Origin of the sequence: Janthinobacterium sp. SUN026 (assembly GCF_030397625.1) — a bacterium.
GTDB lineage: Bacteria > Pseudomonadota > Gammaproteobacteria > Burkholderiales > Burkholderiaceae_D > Janthinobacterium > Janthinobacterium kumbetense.
Genome location: NZ_JAPQNU010000004.1, coordinates 46,389 through 65,598, shown reverse-complemented (window position 1 = coordinate 65,598; position 19,210 = coordinate 46,389). Strand labels below are relative to the sequence as shown.

Genomic DNA, 19,210 nt, shown 5'->3' with positions numbered 1-19,210 from the left:
TGACGATGAAAGCGATGATATTGGCAGCAGGCAAGGGCACGCGCGTGCAGCCCCTGACCTATGATTTGCCCAAGCCGATGATCCCCATCCTGGGCAAACCCGTGATGGCTTACCTGGTGGAACACCTGGCGCAGCATGGCGTGACCGACATCATGGTCAACGTCAGTTACCTGCATGAAAAGATCGAGGAGTATTTCGGCGAAGGCCACCAGTTCGGCGTGCGCATCGGCTATTCCTTCGAAGGCTATACGAACGATGCGGGCGAGGTCGTGCCGCAACCGCTCGGCTCGGCTGGGGGCATGAAGAAGATCCAGGAGTTCGGCGGCTTTTTCGACGATACGACGATTGTGCTGTGCGGCGACGCCTTGATCGACCTCGACCTGGAAGCGGCCCTGCGCGAGCACCGCAGCAAGGGCGCGCTGGCGTCCGTCATCACCCTGGAAGTGCCATGGGACAAGGTGTCGAGCTATGGCGTGGTGGTCAGCGATGCCGACGGGCGCGTGCGCGCCTTCCAGGAAAAGCCGGCGCAGGCTGATGCGCTGTCCAATTGCGTCAGCACCGGCATCTACCTGTTCGAGCCGGCCGTGCTGGACCTGATTCCCGCCGGCCAGCCCTTCGATATCGGCTCGGAACTGTTTCCCCTGTTGGTCGCGCAAGGCTTGCCCTTCCATGCGCAAAAACGCCAGTACAACTGGATCGACATCGGCAGCATCAAGGATTACTGGGAAGTGCTGCAAAGCGTGCTGATGGGAAAAGTGGCCCATTTGCACGTGCCTGGCACCCAGATCGCCGATGGCGTGTGGGCCGGCCTGAACACGAGCATCGACTGGAGCGGCGGCACGCGCATCGAAGGCCCCGTCTACATCGGCTCGGGTTGCCGCATCGAAGCGGGCACGACCATCATCGGGCCGGCCTGGATCGGCCATGGCAGCCACGTCTGCGGCGGCGCCGAAGTGGTGCGCAGCGTGCTGTTCGAGTACACGCGCGTGCTGCCTGGCGTGGTGCTTGATGAAATGATCGTCTTCAAGGATTATAGTGTCGACCGTGCCGGCCAGATGCGCCATGTCTCCGACTATGAAAAAGATGCCTGGGGCAATGCGCGCGACCGGCGCAGCCTGCGCCGCGACGAAACGCCGCCGGCCCTGTATGCTGCCCAATAAACTGTTTGCGAAGTGAAACCATGAAAATTTATCCAGTCATCCTGTCCGGCGGTTCGGGCACCCGTTTATGGCCGCTGTCGCGCGCCGTGTTGCCCAAGCAACTGTTACCGCTGGTAACGGACAAGACCATGTTGCAGGAAACGGCGTTGCGCGTGACCAGCCTGCCCAACCGCCGTGCCGGCGATAGCGGACTGGCCGGTTTCGACGTCATGCCGCCGCTGGTGGTGTGCGGCAACGAGCACCGCTTCATGGTGGCCGAGCAACTGCGCGAGATCGGCTTGCCGCCGCTGGGCATTTTGCTTGAGCCCGTGGGGCGCAACACGGCGCCGGCCGTGGCCGTGGCCGCGCAATTCCTGCTGGGCATCGACCCGCAGGCGCTGATGCTGGTCTTGCCGGCGGACCATGTCATCACCGACGTGGCCGCGTTTCACCAGGCGATCGCCGAGGCGGCGCTGCTGGCGGCCGATGGCGCGCTGGCCACCTTCGGCATCGTGCCGACGGCGCCGGAAACGGGCTATGGCTACATCCGCAGCGGCGCACCCGTCAATCCGGGCGCCGCGGGCTGCAAGGTCGAGCGTTTCGTGGAAAAGCCGGACCTGGCCACGGCGCAGTCGTTCCTTGCTGCCGGTAATTATTTCTGGAACAGCGGCATGTTCATGTTCCGCGCCGAACGCTATCTGGGCGAACTGGGGCAATTCCAGCCCGCCATGCTGGCCGCCTGCGAAGCGGCCGTGCGCGACGGCTACCGCGACCTCGATTTCTGCCGCCTGCAAGAGCAGGCCTTTGCCGCCTGCCCATCCGATTCGATCGACTATGCCGTCATGGAGCATACGGCGCATGCGGTGGTGCTGCCGGCCGCCATAGGCTGGAGCGATGTCGGTTCCTGGTCGGCCCTGTGGGAAGTGCAGCAGGGGGACGCCAACGGCAACGTGGTGCGCGGCGACGTGTATCTCGATGGCGTGAGCAATTGCCTGGTGCGCGCCGAGCGCCGCATGGTGGCCGTGCTGGGCGTGCAGGACCTGGTCGTGGTGGAAACGGACGATGCGGTATTGATCGCGCACAAGGACCAGGTGCAGCGCGTGAAGCAGGTGGTCGACCACTTGAAGCAGGCGGGACGCAGCGAACACGTGCAGCACCGCAAGGTGTACCGCCCGTGGGGCAGTTATGAAGGCATCGATATCGGCGAGCGCTTCCAGGTCAAGCGCATCACCGTCAATCCGGGCGGCAAGCTGTCCCTGCAGATGCACCATCACCGCGCCGAACACTGGGTGGTGGTCAGCGGCACGGCGCAAGTCACGTGCGGCGAGAAGGTGACCTTGCTGACGGAAAACGAATCGACGTATATTCCCATCGGCATGACGCATCGTCTGGAAAACCCGGGCAAGCTGCCCTTGCACCTGATCGAAGTGCAGTCGGGCAGCTACCTGGGCGAAGACGACATCGTGCGCCTGGAGGATGTCTACCAGCGCGCCTGATGGCGTTCTCATCGCAGGGCAGCCGCGCCCCTGGCCGGCTGCCTCCGATCCCTCACTTACCGGTGTACCGACCCTTGCGCAACTTCCTTTGTCTTTCGCTGGCGCTGGCCGCCGGCGCCGCCCATGCCGACGCGCCAGCCGCCGCTGCCGCAGCCGTGGCGCCGCCCGGCTTGCAGGCGTCGCAGCTGGCCATCGTCATCAATGACGCCGAACCCAACAGTGTCGAGGTGGGCGAGTATTACCGCAAGGCGCACGGCATTCCTGCCGCGAATGTGGCGCACGTGAATATTCCCAACCGCCCCCGCAAGCTCAGCATCGACCAGTTCGCGCAGTTGAAGGAGCGCATCAATGCGCAGCTGAAACCCGAGATCCAGGCCGTGCTGATGGTGTGGAGCGCGCCGTATGCCGTCGAATGCAATGCCATCACCGCCGCCTTCACCCTCGGTTATGACGGGGATCAATGCGCGAAGACGTGCGATCCCGGCAAGCCCAGCAAGTATTTCAACAGCGAGGCGGCGCAGCCCTACACGCAGCTGGGCTTGCGCCTGTCGATGCTGCTGCCTGTCGATTTCGTGGAAGAGGCCAAGGCCGTGGTGGACCGTGGCGCCGTCAGCGGCTTTTCCGTGCCGGCCGCCAGCGCCTATTATTTGACCACCAGCGACGCGGTGCGCAACAGCCGGGCCGGTTTCTTTCCACCCGCCGGCGTCGTGCGCCAGCGCAAGCTGACCGTCAAGAACCTCAAGGCGGACAGCCTGGAAGGGGCGCAAGACATCATGGTGTACCAGACGGGGCAGGCCAAGGTGGCCAAGCTGGAAACCCTGCATTTCCTGCCCGGCGCCCTGGCGGACCACCTGACCTCGTTTGGTGGCGACTTGCAGGGCAGTAGCCAGATGAGCAGCCAGCGCTGGCTGGAGGCGGGCGCGACGGCCAGCTACGGCACTGTCAGCGAACCGTGCAGTTATTGGCAAAAGTTTCCCAATCCAACCGTGTTGCTGCGCCGCTACCTGTCCGGCAGCACGGCGCTGGAAGCGTACTGGGGCAGCGTGCTGTGGCCGGCCCAGGGCCTGTTCATCGGCGACCCGCTGGCGGCGCCGTATGCGGGTTTCCGGCGCTGAAACCGTATTCTTCCAGACAATAAAAAAGGCCCTTGCGGGCCTTTTTTCATGGTGCAGCGTGACGGTTACTTGCTTTTGCGGCGGCGCGCCAGGGCGACGAGGCCCAGTCCGGCCAGCAGCATGGCATAGGTTTCCGGTTCCGGCACGGCCGGGATTTCCGGCGTCACGGGGAGGATGCTGCCGCCCGTGAAGCCGCCACCCGAACCGCCGCCGCCGACACCGTTGCTGCCTGTGGGCAAGTTTTCACCCAGCGACGACGAAACGATCAAGGGCGCCTGGGTCTCGCCGCTGCGGGCCTGGTACGAACGGCCCGGGCCACGGTAGCCGGCCGCGTCATCGAAAGGACGGTTTTCTTCGGCGGCCACGAAGTCGCGCGTGATAAAGCTGAAGTCGCGGTCGTCGCTGGCACGCACCTTGCGCGGTTCGCCGGCACCGGCACCGTCAGGCAACTGGCGTGCGGTCAGGCGGTGATTATTCTCGGCCGATGACGAGTTGCGGAATTCCTGGTCAGACACGATGCCGTCAAATTCCGGCGTCTTGTTCGAGCCGTCGTTGGTGCGCGTGCCGGAGCCGATGAAGCCATTGGCCAGGCTGCAGGCGCTGTAGGTGCCGTCCAGGTTGGCGTCTTTCGTATTGCCATTCGCCGATTGCGTGCTGGCCTGGCAATTCTTTTCATTCTTTTGCGCAGGCGCGGCCGTTTGTGCCTGGGCGCTGGCGCCGAAGAACATCAAGGCCGCGGCCAGCAGCAAGGGACGGGAAGAGGCTGGCGTGAAAATTGGTGTTGGCATGATCGATCTCTCAAAAAGCATGGAAGGGTGCGCCGCTGGGCGCGTGTGTCCGCATGCGATTGTTGCCGCTCCCGTCCAGGCTACTGTTGCGAGCAAGGCAGGGAGTGCGTTTCAAGGTCAGGCATGGATGGGGCCTGCACTACTGGGTCTGGTGTTGCCGTTCAATTTCTTATCAGGAACTAAACTTATTTGTTTGAATTATATCATATTGTGCAGCGGCATAACGACCTGGCTTGCTTTGTATAGCCTGGCGTTGTTGAAAGGATACTTTCGGCAGGCAGCCGCCAGCCTGGATCCGTGCTGCGCATTACTCCGTTCAGCTTAATGAAATGTCATCAACTCGTCATGCACACTGTTTAGTATGCAAATCATAAGTTCGTCATCATTTTGTCAAGAACAGCCTGCCAGCGCCTGTCCGGGTTGGCGTCATCTTACCGACCAGGAAAACCATGAATGTCCACCTTGCCGTCCCGTCCGTCCCGCGCTCGTCCCTGCGTAAACCGTTGCGCCTGACGGTCATGGCCGCCGTGCTGGCCAGCCTGTCCTTGCCGGCCCTGGCCGTGTCCGATATCGTCATCAGCCAGGTGTATGGGGGCGGCGGCAACACGGGCGCCGTGTACCGCAACGATTTCATCGAACTGTTCAACCGTGGCGCCAGTCCCGTCAACCTGAGCAACTGGAGCGTGCAGTACGGCGCCGCCGCTAATACGAGCTGGTCCGTGACGGCCTTGCCGGCTATCGATTTGCAACCTGGCCAGTATTTGCTGGTCCAGCAAGCCAAGGGCACGGGCGGCACGCAGGACTTGCCGACGCCGGACGCCACGGGCACCCTGGCCATGTCCGGCACGACGGGCAAGGTACTGTTGAGTAATAGCAAGACGGCCCAGGTGGGCGCCAGCCCCACGGGCGCGGCCGTCATCGACCTGGTCGGCTTCGGCACGGCCAACGGCTTTGAAGGCGTCGTGGCGCCCGCGCCCTCGAATACCCTGGCGATTCTGCGCGCCAATGGCGGCTGCGGCGACACGGACGATAACAGCGTGGACTTTGCCACCGGCAGCGTGACGCCGCGCAATACGGCCTCGCCGCTGAATGTCTGCGGCGGCCCCGTCGTGCACAAGATCATCACCAGTTGCCCTGCCAGCCTGGCCTTGGCCGTGGGCAATGGCGGCAGCGCTGTGCTGGGCGCGTCCGACGCGGATGGCGTCGTGAACGCCGCTATCTTGAGTTCGCCGGCCGTGGCCGGCATCAGCCTGGCCAACTTCAGCGCGGCTGGCGTGGCGGGCGAGAGCGCCATGGTCAGCCTGCTGGTGGCCGCTGGCGTGCCGGTGGGCAATTATCCCGTGATCGTCAGCTTCAGCAATGACCAGCAGCAGACGGCCACCTGCAAGGTGGACGTCGCCGTGCAAGGCCTGGCCGCCGTCAGCCACACGATTCCGCAAATCCAGGGCAGCGGCGCGGCCAGCCCCTACGCCAATTCCGTGCAGACGACGGAAGGCGTGGTGACCCTGAAAGTGGGCACGGGCCTCTTCATCCAGGACGCGGCCGGCGACGGCGACCCATCGACGTCGGACGGCATCTTCGTGTACACGGGCGCGACGGCCACCACCGTGCAGCCGGGCGAACTGGTGCGCGTGACGGGCACGGTGTTCGAATACACGCCCACGGGCGCCAAGAATTCCTACACGGAATTGAAGGACGTGACGGCCATCCTCACGCAAAGCGCGGGCCACGGCATCGTGCCGACGAATGTGACCTTGCCGAACGACAAGCTGGCCGCCGTGGAAGGCATGCTGGTGCGTTTCACCCAGCCCCTGACCGTGTCGCAAAACGCCTACCTGGGCGCGCGCGGCGAGCTGACCCTGTCGGCGGGCCGGCGCGAAGTGCCGACCAACCGTTATCCGGCCGGCTCCGCCGAGGCGCAAGCCTTGATCGCCGCCAATGCGAACAACCTGATTGTGCTCGATGATGGCATTTTCGTCACGCCGCCCACGATTCCCTACATCGGCCAGGACAACACCGTGCGCAGCGGCGACACGGTGGCCGACCTGACGGGCGTGGTCGATTTCGGTGCCATCGGCGGTGGCGGCGCCGCGTATAAATTGCAGCCGACGCAGACGCCGCAGTTTTCGCGTGACAACCCGCGCATGGGCAGCCCGGAACTGCCATCGGGCAACGTCAAGGTGGCCAGCGCGAATGTGCTGAATTTCTTCACGACCTTTACGAATGGCAACAATATCTTTGGGCAGACGGGGCAGGGCTGCACCTTGGGCGCCTCGACCACCAAGTCGAACTGCCGCGGCGCCGACAACCTGGCCGAATTCGAGCGCCAGCGCGACAAGATCGTGGCCGAACTGAAAGCCATCGATGCGGATGTGGTGGGTTTGATGGAAATCCAGAACAATGGCGAAATCGCCGTCACTTACCTGGTCGACCAGCTGAACGCGGCCATCGGCGGCGTCACGTACGCCGTGGTGCCGAAACCGGCCGCCACGGGCACGGACGCCATCCGCGTGGCCATGATCTACAAGCCGGGCAAGCTGGGCCTGGTGGGCGGCGCCTTGTCGGACGCCAACGCCATCAACAACCGGCCACCGATGGCGCAAACTTTTCTTGCGAGCAATGGCGAGAAATTCTCGCTGATCGTCAACCACCTGAAATCGAAGGGCAGCTGCCCTTCGAGCGGGCTGGACGCGGACCAGAACGATAGCCAGAGCTGCTGGAACGCCACCCGCGTGCAGCAAGCCCAGCGCCTGGTGGGCAGCTTCGTGCCGCAGGTGGCGGCCGCTGCCGGCGACGCTGACGTGCTGGTCATCGGCGACTTGAATTCCTATGGCGCGGAAGACCCGATCCAGGTCATCACGGGCGCCGGCTTCGTCAATGAACTCGAGCGTTTCGTGCGGCCGTCCGGCATGCCGTATTCGTATGTATTCGGCGGCCAGAGCGGCTACCTCGACCACGCGCTGGCCAGCGCGTCGCTGAGCCCGCAAGTGGCCGGCGTGGCCGAATGGCATGTGAATGCGGACGAGCCGGAAGTGATCGACTACAACATCGATTCGGCCAAGCCGCAAGACTTGTACAACGCCTTGCCTTACCGCGCCTCGGACCACGACCCGGTCGTCATCAGCCTGGATTTGCAGCCCGCCTACCGCGACATCACGGCCGCCGTCTCGACGGCCAGCTCGGGCCTCACGTACAACCGCGCGACGCAAAAATACACGGGCACGTTCTCGTTGACCAACACGGGTACGAGCGCCTTGAGCGGCCCGTTCCAGGTGGTGTTCGGCGGCTTGCCGGCCGGCGTCAGCCTGGCCAATGCCACGGGCACCCATGCGGGCGCCGCATATGTCACCGTCAACGCCGCCAGCCTGGCGCCGGGCGCGACGGCCTCGTTTGCCGTCAGTTTCACCAATCCGTCGAAAGTGACGATCACCTACTCGGCCAGCATCTATGCCGGCAACTTCTAAGGACACCATCATGTTGACAACAAAACTCCATCCGGCCCTGCGCCGCGCCGTGCTGGCCGCCGTGCTGGCCGCCAGCTCCAGCGTGGCGCTGGCGGACCCGCTGGCCTATCGCGTGGAAATCGACACGAGCGCCTTTTCCGGCGCCGGCTTCCTCGACTTCGCCTTTATCGCCGGCAACAGCCCCGCGCCGGGCGCCAGCGCCGTGCTCAGCAATTTTTCGGGCGCGTTCGGCGCGCTGGAATCGCTGGAAGGCAATGTCAGCGGCAGCGTGCCCGGTACCTTGACCTTCGGCAATAGCGGCGCCTACAACGACTGGTTCCACAACGTGACTCTGGGCGGCAAGTTCGGTTTCAACGTCGTCTTCGGCGGCGACTTCCTGAACACGGCCGGCAACGCGGGCACGACGTTTGGCGTGGGCTTGCTCGACTACACGGGTATGTCTTACCTGGGCAATGCGAATGGCAACGTGGTGCAATTCGAGCTGACCCCGCTGAACGGCGGCTTGCCTGCCAGCATTACCGGCAGCAGCTACGCCAGCATCGCGACGATCTCGGCCGTGCCGGAAGCGTCGGAATGGATGATGCTCACGGGCGGCCTGGCGCTGATCGGTTTTGCCCTGCGCCGGCGCCAGTTCGTCACGCCAGCATAAATAGTCGTTGTTCCGTCTGAACACAGCGCGCCTTCGGTGCGCTGTGTTTTTTTTCGCCTATTTATTCGGAATAGCTATAAATCAGGAAACTAAATTGTATTAGTCACCGTTTTACGCTTGATGCATAGTCAAAAACTTGTCGTGCCGTCTAGTTTTTCAGGGAGGGCCGCCCACTTTTTTCGGGAGGATGCATCGATGCGCCGTCATATTCTGCTGCTGGATCCTGCGCCAGCCTCGCAAGCCTTGCTGGTGCATAACCTGCAAGGCGCCGGCTACCGGGTCAGCTGCGCCGTGGATGCGCGCGGCGCGCTGGCCTTGCTGGCCGCCGATCCGCCCGACGTGCTGCTGCTGGAGTGGGAATTGCCCGATGCGTCCGGCATCGCGCTGCTGCGCCAGGTGCGCCAGGATGGCCTGCTGTGCGACTTGCCCATCATCATGGTCAGTGCGCGCGACAGCGAACAGGACAAGGTGCTGGCCCTGGAAAGCGGCGCCGACGATTATCTGTGCAAGCCCGTCGGTCCCCGTGAAATGCTGGCCCGCGTGCATGCGCTGCTGCGCCGCCGCGCGCCAGCGGCCTTGCGCGCAGGCTCAGGCGCGGACGGCGCCGCCTTGCGGCTCGATCCGCACACCCGGCGCGTGACGGCCGGCAGCGTGCCCGTCAGCCTGGGCCGCGTGGAATTCAAGCTGCTGCATTTTTTGATGGATCATCCGGGCCGGGTGCACAGCCGCGCGCAACTGCTGGACCAGGTGTGGGGCCATGCCGCGTATCTGGACGAACGCACGGTCGACGCCCACGTGGGACGCTTGCGGCAGGCTTTGCTGCCGGGCGGCTGCGGCCACCGCATCGAAACCGTGCGCGGCAGCGGCTACCGCTACCTGGCGTTTGACACCGCCGTGTGCGCCTGATGCTGCTGACGGGGCGGGAACAGGAATACTTGCTGCACGCCATACTCGGCGCGCATGGCATCGCCGCGCCCGGCGATTTCTTTTTGTGGAGCCAGGGGCCGCTGCAGGCGCTGCTGCCGCATGCCGTCCTCGTCTGCGCGCAACTGGGCGCCGATGGCGGCGTGGTGCGCAGCGCGGCCTGGCATAGCGCGGTGCTGGCCGAGGCGGTGGTGCGGGACTTCAGCGACCCGCGCCACGGACAGGTGGCCCGGCTGGCGCATGCCTGGCGCGCAGGCGGGCGGCGCGTCGCCTTCATTGACGGGGCCCTCGTGCATGGCAGCGCGGGCGCTGGCGGCGGCAGTTTCTTCGCCCTGTTCCGCGCCCCCTATGCCTCCTGGCCCGACCCGGCGCGCCAGGCGTACGTGCTGGAATTGCTGCTGCCCTGCCTGCATCTGCATTGGCTGGCGCTGCCGGACGGCGCGCAGGCAGCTCCCGCCGGCGCGGCGCGCGCGGCCAGTGCGCGCGAGCTGGAAGTGCTGCACTGGGTCAGCATCGGCAAGAGCAATGAAGAGGTGGGGCAAATCCTCGGCATCAGCGGGGGGACCGTGAAAAGCCACTTGCAGCGCATCTATAAATTATTGGGGGTGAGCAATCGCACGCAAGCCGTCTCGCGCGGCATCGCGCTGCGCCTGCTGGCCGCCTGATGCCGCTTAGCGCTGCGGCCGGGGTGCGGCGGTCCGGTGCGTGCCGCCATCGTTGAACTGATCCTCGGTGCCGGGCGCCACCCGCGCGACGAGGGGGCTGGCGCGCAGGCGCTGGACTTCGGCCGGCGTCAGCAGGGCGGCAAAGCCGTTCAGCGCGGCCGTGTAGTGATATTGCACGGTGGCATCGGGCACCAGCGCCAGCACGGCGCGCCGTCCCGCTTCCCGCTGGGTTTCCCGTTGCGCTGCGTCAGGCGGCGTCAGCTGAAGGCGCAGTTCAACAACATAGGGCTGCCGCTGCTGCGGCGCCGATGCGCCGGCAGGCAGCACGCTGGCGGCGGCCAGGATGGCAAGGCTGAAACGGATTGCAGACATGCAGGCTCCCAAGGCAGGCGGCGTGGCCGCACATGCGCCGATTGTACGCCTGCCGCAGGGCAGGTGGCGCGCGACTTGCGTTAGTGCAAACGCGATGGTTTCCCCTGGGATTTTGTTGTTTTCAGTACAAACAAAAGATTGTATTAACCATAAGCGGCATGGTAGCCTGCTAGGCATCAGGCAGGCGCGCGCCGCCTGTGCGCGGCCACCAGCGGTGCACATGGCGGCAATGTATTGAAGGTAGGCAATAAGGAGTTACCGGATGCATGCAGCACACAGGCAGAACCTTGCAGCAACGCGCCATGCGCGCGGCTTTACCTTGCTCGAATTGCTGGTCGTCATCGTCATCATCGGCTTGCTGGCGGCGTATGTTGGCCCCAAATATTTCGCCCAATTGGGCAAATCCGAAGTGACGGTGGCCAAGGCGCAGATCGAGGCGTTTGAAAAATCGCTCGATACCTACCGCCTCGACGTGGGGCGCTACCCGACCACGGAAGAAGGCCTGGCCGCGCTGCTGGCCGCGCCGCCCGCCGCCGGCACGCGCTGGAATGGTCCCTACCTGAAAAAGGCCGTGCCGCTCGACCCGTGGGGCCATGCCTATCAATACCGCGCCCCGGGCAGCAAGGGCGAATATGACATCGTCTCGATGGGCAAGGATGGCCAGCCGGGCGGCAGCGGCGAGAACGCCGACATCAGCTCGCAATAACGCCAGCACCATTCTTTTTCCTACGGACAAGCCATCATGCAGTTTGAAGTACGCGCGCTTTCCACGGACCAGGCCGTAGCAACCTTGCATACGTGCGTGATCGACGGCCGCGACGAAGCCGACGCGCGCCGCCAGGCCGAGGCGCGCGGCCTGTTCGTCAGCGCCATCCGCCCGCTGCGGGCCACGCCGTTCAGCGCGGCCGGACGCCAGCGCGCGCGGGCCTTGCCCCTGCTGTTGTTCAGCCAGGAGTTGCTGGCGCTGCTGAACGCGGGCCTGGGCATCGTCGAAGGATTGGAAGCCTTGCTGGAAAAGGAAGCGTCGCCGGCCACGCGCAGCGTGCTCACGCGTCTGCTGGAAGGCTTGCGCGAAGGTAAGCGCTTTTCCGCCGCCCTGGCGGAGCAGGCGGAACTGTTTCCTCCCTTGTATATCGGCATCGTCAAGGCGGCCGAAGGCACGAGCGACTTGCCGCGCGCCTTGTCGCGCTACATCGATTACCAGCAGCGCATCGATACGGTGCGCGGCAAGATCGTCAGCGCCGCCATCTATCCCGCCATTTTGCTGGCCGTGGGCGGCGGCGTCAGCGCCTTCCTGATCAGTTATGTCGTGCCCCGCTTCGCCGAGGTGTACCAGGGCGCGGGACGCAACTTGCCGTGGATGTCGCAAGTCATGCTCAGCTGGGGCCAGTTCGTCACGCAGCATGGCGTGCTGCTGTTGCTCGGGCTGCTGATCACGGGCGGCGTCGCATGGTCGGCCGTGCGGCGCGTGCTGCGCCATGGCGGCGTGGCGCGCCTGCTGGCGAAGTTGCCTGGCATCGGCGAGCGCGTGCGTATCTATGAATTGTCGCGCCTGTACCTGACGCTGGGCATGCTGGCCGAGGGCGGCATCACCATCGTGCAGGCGATCGCCACCGTGCAGGCGATGGTGTCGCCCGGCATGCAGGCGTCGTTGCAGCAGGCGCGCGGCGCCATCGAGGCGGGCCAGCCCCTGTCGTCCGCGTTTGAGCAATATCAACTGACCACGCCCATTTCCCTGCGCATGCTGCGCGTGGGCGAGCGCACGGGCGACATGGGGCCCATGCTGACGCAGTCGGCGGCCTTTTATGACGGCGAAATCAGCCGCTGGATCGACCGTTTCACGCGCACCTTCGAACCCTTGCTGATGGCCGCCATCGGCCTCGTCGTGGGCGCCATCGTGATCCTGCTGTACATGCCCATCTTTGACCTTGCCGGCGATATTTCATGATGCAGAGCGCAGCCGAATCCCCCGTGGCCGGCGTGGCCATCGATCCCGCGCTGCTGCAGCGCGCGCGCCTCCTGTGCCGCCAATCGAAGCGCAGCCTGGTCGAGGAATTGCAGCAGTTGAGCGGCATCGAGGCGCGCGCCGTGGTGCGCGAACTGGCGCGCCCGTTCGGCCTGGACGTGCTGGAAACGGCCGACATGCTGGCGTTGTCTCCCGCCTTCGACGTGCTGCCCCTGTCGCAGGCGCTGGCGCGCCACAGCGTGCTGCTGCGCGCCGCCGACGGCCAGCTGGTGGGCGTGATCGCCGACCCCTTCGACCTGGACCTGCAAACCTGGCTCGGCGCGCGCGCGGGGCAGGGCGCCCTGAGCATCCGCCTGGCGCTGCAGGCCGACATCGGCGCCTACCTGTCGAAGCAGGAAGAGTCGGCGCGCGCCGTCGACAGCCTGCTGCCCGGCGCCGCCACCGATGCGCGGCGCGACGGCAAGACGGCCGCCGTGCTGTCGTTCGCCAGCGTATCGGAAGCGGCCAGCCCCGCCGTCAAGCTGGTCAACTCGACCTTGTATGACGCGCTGAAGGCGGGCGCTTCCGACATCCACCTGGAAAGCACGGCCGGCGGCCTGGCCGTCAAGTACCGCGTCGACGGCGTGCTCGATCACGCCACGTCCGTCAACGGTATCGAAGTGGCGGAACACATCATCTCGCGCCTGAAAGTGCTGGCCGAACTCGATATCGCCGAGCGCCGCGTGCCGCAGGACGGCAGCTTCCGCGTCGAATCGGGCGGGCGCGAAATCGATTTGCGCGTCTCCATCATGCCCAGCATCCATGGCGAGGACGCCGTCATCCGCATCCTCGACAAGCGCGCCATGATCGAGGCGTACGGCGCCCTGACCCTCGAAGCGCTGGGCTTTGACGCGCCGTCGCTGGAAGCCCTGCGCGCGCTGGCGCAGGAAGCCTACGGCATGCTGCTCGTGACGGGCCCCACGGGCTCGGGCAAGACGACGACCCTGTATGCGGCGCTGACGGAAATCCATAACGGGCGCGAAAAGATCATCACCATCGAAGACCCCGTCGAATACCAGCTGCCCGGCATTCTGCAAATCCCCGTCAATGAAAAGAAGGGGCTGACCTTTGCCAAGGGCTTGCGCTCGATCCTGCGCCACGACCCCGATAAAATCATGGTGGGCGAGATCCGCGACCGCGAGACGGCGGAAATCGCCGTGCAGTCGGCCCTCACGGGCCACCTGGTGCTCACCACCGTGCATGCGAATAACGTCTTCGACGTGTTCGGCCGTTTTACCCACATGGGCATCGATCCGTATGCGTTTGTCTCGGCCCTGAACGGCATCTGGGCGCAGCGGCTGATCCGCACCAACTGCCCCCATTGCGCTACCGAATATACGCCGGACGATTCTGAACTGGCCAGCGTGGGCCTGGCGCGCGCCGACGTTGATGCATATCAATTCAAGCAGGGCAAGGGGTGCGGCGACTGCCGCGGCACGGGCTACAAGGGGCGCCGTTCGATCGCCGAAATCCTCGTGCTGACCGATGAAATCCGCGAACTCATCGTCGACAAGAAGCCGATCCGCCAGATCAAGGCGGCCGCGCATGCGAACGGCACGCGCAGCCTGCGCCTGGCGGCGCTGGAACTGGTCAAGCGGGGCGCCACCACCATCACGGAAATCAAGAGGGTCACCCTGCATGCGTAGAGCTTATGGACTGGGACTGCGCCTGGGCGTGGCGGCGGGCAAGGTGAGCCTGTGGCGCAGCAGCCGCTGGCGCGCGCCCGCCTGGACACCGCTGGGCGAAGCCGCGTATGTGCCGGGCGACACGCTGCACGGCGACTTTGCCGCCCTGGGCCAGGCGTTGGAACAGATTCTGCCGGCCGGCGAGTACGCGGGCTGGCCCCTGTCCGTGGTGCTCGACGATGGCTTGGCGCGCCTGTGGCAAGTGGACATGCCGCACGGCGCCGCGCGCCTGGCCGATATCGAGGCGGCCGCCGCGCTGCGCTTCCAGTCGCTGTATGGCGATCCTCCCGGCCTGTGGTACAGCAGCAGCGCCTGGGATGCGCGCGCGCCTTTCTTTTGCGCCGTGCCCCGTGCCCTGCTGGCGCAGCTGACGCGCGTGGCGGCCGCGCGCAAGCTGGCCCTGATTTTCACCACGCCGCAATTCGCGCGCCACTGGAACCGCTGGCACGGCGCGCTGAAACCGGGCGCCTGGTTCGGCCAGCTGCAGGAGAATGCCTTGACCCTGGGCGTGCGGCACGATGGCCGCCTGCGCGCCGTGCGCGCGCTGCCCGTGCCGCCCGGCGCGGGCCAGGATTGGCTGGAACATACGCTGGCGCGCGAGGCGCTGCTGCAAGGCGTGCCCGCACCGGCGCTGCTGCAGCTGTGCGGCGCGCCGCCAGCGCTCTGGCTGGCGCCGGCGGCAGCGTTCCGCTGCCAGATTTTTTCCGCGCCGGACGGGGAAGGCGCCTTGTCGCCGGCCGCCCGGCTGGCCCGCAGCGGAGGCGTGGCATGACGCGCCTCGATTTCGATTTCGCGCCGCCCGGCTGGCGCCGCAGCCTGCACCGCGTGCCCGCATGGGCGTGGATGACGGGGGCGCTGGGCGTGGTGCTGGCCGTCACGGCGGCCTGCAGCGGCAGCGCCGCACTGCAGCGCCAGCAGGCAAGCGAAGCACGCTGGCATCTGGCGCAGCAGCGCGTGATGGCCGCCATGCAGGGCCCCGCGCCTGCGCCGCAAATCGCCATCGCGCCCGCGCAGGCGGCGGCCGTGAATGCGGCCATCCTGCAATTGAACCTGCCGTGGCGCGACTTGCAGGATGCGCTGGCCAGCGCCACGCCGCCCGCCATCGCGCTGCTGGCGCTGGAACCGGATGCGCGCAAGCGCGTGCTGAAGATCACGGCCGAGACGACCGGCAGCGACGCCATGGTGGCCTACATCGCGCAACTGAAGCAGCAGGAGCTGTTTGGCGCCAGGGTGCAGCTGCTGCGCCATGAAATCAATGCGCTCGACCCCAACAAACCCTTGCGCTTCCAGCTCGAAGCGCGCTGGGGCACGCCATGATGGCCATCGACATCAATAGCCTGCGCCTGCGCGCGCAACTGCTGCTGCGCCGCCTGGGCGCGCCCGCCTGCATCGCCGTGGCCTTGCTCGCGCTGGGCGTGGCCGCCTGGGCGTGGGCCTGGCAGCAGCGGGCCGTGGCGGCGCAGCTGGAAGCGCGTCCGTTACCTGTGCCATCGCTGGCCGTGGCCGTCGCGGCGCCGCCGGCGACGGCCAGCGAAAACCTGGCGCGCTTTTATGCGGCCCTGGGACAGCAGCGCCACGCGGAGCAGCAGGTCAAGCAGCTGTTCGACCTGGCCGCGAAGAACGGCTTGCTGCTGGCGCAGGGCGAATACAAGAGCGGCTACGACAAGGCCAGCCGGGTCGCCACGTATCAGGTGACCTTGCCGCTGAAGGGCAGTTACGGGGCCGTGTGGCAGTTCGCGCTGCAGGCGCTGCGCGCCTCGCCCTTCGCCTCGCTCGACGAGCTGAGTTTCCGCCGCGAGCAGATCGCCGATACGCAACTGGAAGCGCGCTTGCGCCTGACGTTTTATCTGACCGAAACGCAGGCCGATGCGGGAGGCGCGCCATGACGCCGCGCCATTGGCTTATGCTGGCCGGCGTGCTGGGCGCGGGCGCCTTGCTGCTGTTCGGCGAGCGCCAGCCCGTGGCCGACGTGGCCGAAGCGGTGGAGCGGGCCGTCGCGCCCGCGCGCCATGCGGCCGCCAGGCCGCAGGCCGCACAGCCGGCCATCCTGGCCCTGCTGCCGCGCAGCGAAGTGGCGGGCGAGGAGGGCGAGACCTTTGGCGGCGCCGACGGCGTCTTCCAGAGCCAGAACTGGAATCCGCCGCCGCCGAAAATGGCGCTGACGGCAGCGCCGCCGCCACCGCCGCCGATGGCGCCGCCGCTGCCCTTCGTCTACCTGGGCAAGGCGGCCGCCGACGGCGCCTGGGAAGTGTTTTTGTCGCGCGCCGACAAGACGTATATCGTGCGCGCCAATACCGTCGTCGATGGCGCCTACAAGGTCATGACGATCGCGCCGCCCGTCATGACGCTCACTTATCTGCCGTTGAACCAGGTTCAGCAGCTCAACATTGGAGTTTCCGAGTGATGTCTCGTTCCTTTTCATCGGCGCTGCTGCTCTTGCTGCTGTCCGGCTGCGCAGGGCAGCAAGCCTACCGCGACGGGCGCGAGCTGATTGCGCAAGATCAAGTCCCGGCCGGCCTGCAAAAACTGCAGGAAGCGCTGCAGCAAGACCCCGGCAATGCGCAATACCGCAGCGCCTATCTGCAGGCGCGCGAGCGGGCCACCAGCAGCCGCTTGCAGCAGGCCGAACGCCAGGCGCAGGCGGGGCAGGGCGAGCTGGCGCGCGCCTCGTTCATGAGCGTGCTGGAAATCGATGCGCAGAACGAGCGGGCCAACAGCGGCTTGCGCGCGCTCGAACGCGAGCAGCGCCAGGGAAAATTGCTGGCCGATGCGCGCACGGCCCTTGAGGCAAAACAATACGACCCCGCGCGCCAGCGCTTGAACGCCATCCTGACGGAGCAGCCGAATCACGCGGGCGCGCGCGCGCTGCTGCGCGAGGTCGATGAAAAGACGGCGCCGCCCATCGTCGAATCGGGCCTGGCCAGGTCGTACAAGCAGCCCATCACGATCGAATTTCGCGACGCGCCGTTAAAACAGGTGTTCGAGCTGATCGCGCGCCGTTCCGGCCTCAATTTCGTCTTCGACAAGGACGTCAAGGCGGATGCGAAAACGTCGATCTTCCTGAAAAACAGCACGGTGGAATCGGCCGTCTACTTCCTGCTGGTGACGAACCAGCTGGAGCAGCAGGTGATGGATGCGAACACCATTTTGATCTATCCCAATGTGGCGGCGAAATTGAAGGAATACCAGGAAGTGCTGGTGAAAACCTTCTTCCTGGCGAACGCGGACGCCAAGCAGGTGGCCAACACGCTCAAGACCATCCTCAAGACGCGCGACGTGGTGGCCGATGAAAAACTCAACCTCGTCATCGTGCGCGACACGCCCGAGGCGATCCGCCTGGCCGAGCGCCTGATCGCGCTGCAGGACGTGCCGGAGGCGGAAGTGGTGCTGGAACTGGAAATCCTCGAGGTCAAGCGCAGCCGCCTGATGGAGCTGGGCGTGGCCTGGCCATCGAGCCTGACCTTGACGCCGCTCAGTACCTCGGGCGGGATCGGGCTGACCATCAACGACTTGAATAATCTGAATCAGCGTACTCTCGGCGTGAGCAACCTGGCCGTGACGGCGAACGCCAACAAGACGGACGGCGACGCGAACATCCTGGCCAATCCGCGCATCCGCGTGCGCAACCGGGAAAAGGCGAAATTCGTCATCGGCGACAGGGTGCCCGTGGTGACCACCACGATTTCGCCGGGCACGGGCGGCTTCGCTTCCGAATCGATCAGCTACCTGGACGTGGGCCTGACGGTGAACGCCGAGCCGACCATTTATTTGAACAATGAAGTGGGCATCCGCATCTCGCTCGAGGTGAGCAACCTGGGCGCGGCCACCACCACCCGGAGCGGCTCGACCCTGTACCAGATCGGCACGCGCCAGGCGTCGACCATGCTGCAACTGAAGGATGGCGAAAACCAGGTGCTGGCGGGCTTGATCAACAATGAAGAGCGCAGCTCGGGCAACAAGGTGCCGGGCCTGGGCGACATTCCCGTGCTGGGCCGCCTGTTCGGCAGCAGCAAGGACGATAGCCAGAAGACGGAAATCGTGCTGTCGATCACGCCGCACCTGGTGCGCACGGTGCAGCGTCCGGAAGCGAAGGAGTCGGAATTCTCGGCCGGCACGGAAGGCAGCTTCCGCCGCCGGCCCGATATGGCGGCCAAGGCGCCCACACAGATGCCGGGCACGGTGATCGTGCGTTCCGGCCCGTCGGCCGTCGGCATGCAGCCGGCGCCGGCGCAGCAGCTGATGACGCCGGGCCAGGTGCCGCCCGCCTTGCCGCAGAGCGTGCCCGCGCCGGAAGTGGCGCCATCGCCCGAGCCGGCCGCCTCGCCCTTGCCGATCTCGGCTGGCCAGCCCGTGCCGCTGCAGGCATCGCCCTTGCCGCTGTCATCGAGCCAGCCGGTGCCGGTGGCGCCCGCCAAATGAGACTGGCGCATGCGCAGGGCGGGCCAGGCGGCTTCACCCTGATCGAGCTGCTGGTGACCCTGGCCATCCTGGGCGTGCTGGCCACCCTGGTGATCCCCGTCACGCAGGTGACGGTGCAGCGGCGCCAGGAGCAGGAATTGCGGCGCGCGCTGCGCGAGATCCGCCAGGGGCTCGACGCTTATAAACGGGCCGGCGACGAAGGCCGCGTCATGCGCACGCCCGACGCCAGCGGCTATCCGAAAAGCCTGGAGCTGCTGGTCGAGGGCGTGCCGGACCAGCGCAACCCGAAGCGCAGCAAGCTGTTTTTCCTGCGCCGCGTGCCGCGCGACCCGTTCAATGCGGATGCGGGCCTGAGCGATGCGCAAACGTGGGGCAAGCGCAGCTACGCCAGCGAAGCGGCCGAACCGCGCGAGGGCGACGATGTGTACGATGTGTACTCGACTTCCAACAAGACCGGCCTGAACAACGTGCCTTACCGTCTATGGTGAA

General features: G+C 65.9%; 18 protein-coding genes. 16 read left to right on the top strand and 2 right to left on the bottom strand.

Annotation, left to right across the window (positions count from 1 at the left end):
* Positions 1–5 precede the first annotated feature (5 nt).
* The 3 genes from OX459_RS18695 to OX459_RS18685 all read left to right on the top strand — a co-directional run bounded on the left by OX459_RS18695 (position 6) and on the right by OX459_RS18685 (position 3,750).
* On the top strand, positions 6–1,160 hold the full coding sequence (locus tag OX459_RS18695) for an NDP-sugar synthase (protein ID WP_289906141.1): 1,155 nt from the start codon (positions 6–8) through the stop codon (positions 1,158–1,160).
* 20 nt (positions 1,161–1,180) lie between these two features.
* A complete protein-coding gene (locus tag OX459_RS18690) occupies positions 1,181–2,635 on the top strand; it encodes a mannose-1-phosphate guanylyltransferase/mannose-6-phosphate isomerase (protein WP_289906140.1) in 1,455 nt (484 codons plus the stop codon).
* Between the two features lie 74 nt (positions 2,636–2,709).
* Positions 2,710–3,750, top strand: a complete 1,041-nt coding sequence (locus OX459_RS18685; protein ID WP_289906139.1) for a TIGR03790 family protein — start codon at positions 2,710–2,712, stop codon at positions 3,748–3,750.
* A 65-nt stretch (positions 3,751–3,815) separates the two neighbouring features.
* Here the strand turns inward: OX459_RS18685 and OX459_RS18680 are convergent, their stop codons facing one another.
* A complete protein-coding gene (locus tag OX459_RS18680; RefSeq protein WP_289906138.1) occupies positions 3,816–4,538 on the bottom strand; it encodes a PEP-CTERM sorting domain-containing protein in 723 nt (240 codons plus the stop codon).
* A 449-nt stretch (positions 4,539–4,987) separates the two neighbouring features.
* Between OX459_RS18680 and OX459_RS18675 the strand changes: the two genes are divergently transcribed.
* From OX459_RS18675 to OX459_RS18660, 4 genes are all read left to right on the top strand, one after another.
* A complete protein-coding gene (locus OX459_RS18675) occupies positions 4,988–8,002 on the top strand; it encodes an ExeM/NucH family extracellular endonuclease (RefSeq protein WP_289906137.1) in 3,015 nt (1,004 codons plus the stop codon).
* Positions 8,003–8,012: 10 nt separating this feature from the next.
* Positions 8,013–8,651 (top strand): NF038129 family PEP-CTERM protein, encoded by a 639-nt coding sequence (locus OX459_RS18670; RefSeq protein WP_289906136.1) that lies wholly within the window; start codon positions 8,013–8,015, stop codon positions 8,649–8,651.
* A 195-nt stretch (positions 8,652–8,846) separates the two neighbouring features.
* Positions 8,847–9,557: a winged helix-turn-helix domain-containing protein gene (locus OX459_RS18665; protein ID WP_289906135.1), complete on the top strand. Its 711-nt coding sequence runs from the start codon at positions 8,847–8,849 to the stop codon at positions 9,555–9,557.
* Positions 9,557–10,240: a LuxR C-terminal-related transcriptional regulator gene (locus OX459_RS18660; protein WP_289906422.1), complete on the top strand. Its 684-nt coding sequence runs from the start codon at positions 9,557–9,559 to the stop codon at positions 10,238–10,240. Before OX459_RS18665 ends, OX459_RS18660 begins: the two co-directional genes overlap by 1 nt.
* A 6-nt stretch (positions 10,241–10,246) precedes the next feature.
* Here the strand turns inward: OX459_RS18660 and OX459_RS18655 are convergent, their stop codons facing one another.
* A complete protein-coding gene (locus OX459_RS18655; protein ID WP_289906134.1) occupies positions 10,247–10,612 on the bottom strand; it encodes a protease inhibitor I9 family protein in 366 nt (121 codons plus the stop codon).
* A 262-nt stretch (positions 10,613–10,874) separates the two neighbouring features.
* On the opposite strand from OX459_RS18655, the gene gspG reads away from it, so the two are divergent.
* The 9 genes from gspG to OX459_RS18610 are packed head-to-tail and all read left to right on the top strand — an operon-like array spanning position 10,875 to position 19,209.
* The gene (gene gspG / locus OX459_RS18650) at positions 10,875–11,318 is read left to right on the top strand and encodes a type II secretion system major pseudopilin GspG (RefSeq protein ID WP_034782166.1); all 444 of its coding nucleotides are present in this window, start codon (positions 10,875–10,877) and stop codon (positions 11,316–11,318) included.
* A gap of 36 nt (positions 11,319–11,354) precedes the next feature.
* On the top strand, positions 11,355–12,560 hold the full coding sequence (locus OX459_RS18645) for a type II secretion system F family protein (RefSeq protein ID WP_251350032.1): 1,206 nt from the start codon (positions 11,355–11,357) through the stop codon (positions 12,558–12,560).
* Positions 12,557–14,263, top strand: coding sequence for a GspE/PulE family protein (locus OX459_RS18640; RefSeq protein WP_289906133.1), 1,707 nt, complete (start codon positions 12,557–12,559; stop codon positions 14,261–14,263). Before OX459_RS18645 ends, OX459_RS18640 begins: the two co-directional genes overlap by 4 nt.
* Positions 14,256–15,074: a hypothetical protein gene (locus tag OX459_RS18635; RefSeq protein ID WP_289906132.1), complete on the top strand. Its 819-nt coding sequence runs from the start codon at positions 14,256–14,258 to the stop codon at positions 15,072–15,074. Before OX459_RS18640 ends, OX459_RS18635 begins: the two co-directional genes overlap by 8 nt.
* On the top strand, positions 15,071–15,619 hold the full coding sequence (locus OX459_RS18630; protein ID WP_289906131.1) for a hypothetical protein: 549 nt from the start codon (positions 15,071–15,073) through the stop codon (positions 15,617–15,619). Before OX459_RS18635 ends, OX459_RS18630 begins: the two co-directional genes overlap by 4 nt.
* Positions 15,616–16,188, top strand: a complete 573-nt coding sequence (locus OX459_RS18625) for a hypothetical protein (protein ID WP_289906130.1) — start codon at positions 15,616–15,618, stop codon at positions 16,186–16,188. The genes OX459_RS18630 and OX459_RS18625 overlap by 4 nt, the downstream gene beginning before the upstream one ends.
* Positions 16,185–16,706, top strand: coding sequence for a hypothetical protein (locus tag OX459_RS18620; RefSeq protein WP_289906129.1), 522 nt, complete (start codon positions 16,185–16,187; stop codon positions 16,704–16,706). Before OX459_RS18625 ends, OX459_RS18620 begins: the two co-directional genes overlap by 4 nt.
* Complete coding sequence (locus OX459_RS18615; protein WP_289906421.1) at positions 16,706–18,721, top strand: secretin N-terminal domain-containing protein; 2,016 nt, start codon at positions 16,706–16,708, stop codon at positions 18,719–18,721. Before OX459_RS18620 ends, OX459_RS18615 begins: the two co-directional genes overlap by 1 nt.
* Positions 18,718–19,209, top strand: a complete 492-nt coding sequence (locus OX459_RS18610; protein WP_251350037.1) for a type II secretion system protein — start codon at positions 18,718–18,720, stop codon at positions 19,207–19,209. Before OX459_RS18615 ends, OX459_RS18610 begins: the two co-directional genes overlap by 4 nt.
* Position 19,210: the final 1 nt, after the last annotated feature.

Excerpts from the sequence above, each read along its gene's own strand:
- OX459_RS18695 (WP_289906141.1), top strand. The coding sequence starts at position 6 with ATGAAAGCGATGATATTGGCAGCAGGCAAGGGCACGCGCGTGCAGCCC.
- OX459_RS18690 (WP_289906140.1), top strand. The coding sequence starts at position 1,181 with ATGAAAATTTATCCAGTCATCCTGTCCGGCGGTTCGGGCACCCGTTTA.
- OX459_RS18680 (WP_289906138.1), bottom strand. The coding sequence starts at position 4,538 with ATGCCAACACCAATTTTCACGCCAGCCTCTTCCCGTCCCTTGCTGCTG.
- OX459_RS18675 (WP_289906137.1), top strand. The coding sequence starts at position 4,988 with ATGAATGTCCACCTTGCCGTCCCGTCCGTCCCGCGCTCGTCCCTGCGT.
- OX459_RS18670 (WP_289906136.1), top strand. The coding sequence starts at position 8,013 with ATGTTGACAACAAAACTCCATCCGGCCCTGCGCCGCGCCGTGCTGGCC.
- OX459_RS18665 (WP_289906135.1), top strand. The coding sequence starts at position 8,847 with ATGCGCCGTCATATTCTGCTGCTGGATCCTGCGCCAGCCTCGCAAGCC.
- OX459_RS18660 (WP_289906422.1), top strand. The coding sequence starts at position 9,557 with ATGCTGCTGACGGGGCGGGAACAGGAATACTTGCTGCACGCCATACTC.
- OX459_RS18655 (WP_289906134.1), bottom strand. The coding sequence starts at position 10,612 with ATGTCTGCAATCCGTTTCAGCCTTGCCATCCTGGCCGCCGCCAGCGTG.
- gspG (WP_034782166.1), top strand. The coding sequence starts at position 10,875 with ATGCATGCAGCACACAGGCAGAACCTTGCAGCAACGCGCCATGCGCGC.
- OX459_RS18645 (WP_251350032.1), top strand. The coding sequence starts at position 11,355 with ATGCAGTTTGAAGTACGCGCGCTTTCCACGGACCAGGCCGTAGCAACC.
- OX459_RS18640 (WP_289906133.1), top strand. The coding sequence starts at position 12,557 with ATGATGCAGAGCGCAGCCGAATCCCCCGTGGCCGGCGTGGCCATCGAT.
- OX459_RS18635 (WP_289906132.1), top strand. The coding sequence starts at position 14,256 with ATGCGTAGAGCTTATGGACTGGGACTGCGCCTGGGCGTGGCGGCGGGC.
- OX459_RS18630 (WP_289906131.1), top strand. The coding sequence starts at position 15,071 with ATGACGCGCCTCGATTTCGATTTCGCGCCGCCCGGCTGGCGCCGCAGC.
- OX459_RS18625 (WP_289906130.1), top strand. The coding sequence starts at position 15,616 with ATGATGGCCATCGACATCAATAGCCTGCGCCTGCGCGCGCAACTGCTG.
- OX459_RS18620 (WP_289906129.1), top strand. The coding sequence starts at position 16,185 with ATGACGCCGCGCCATTGGCTTATGCTGGCCGGCGTGCTGGGCGCGGGC.
- OX459_RS18615 (WP_289906421.1), top strand. The coding sequence starts at position 16,706 with ATGTCTCGTTCCTTTTCATCGGCGCTGCTGCTCTTGCTGCTGTCCGGC.
- OX459_RS18610 (WP_251350037.1), top strand. The coding sequence starts at position 18,718 with ATGAGACTGGCGCATGCGCAGGGCGGGCCAGGCGGCTTCACCCTGATC.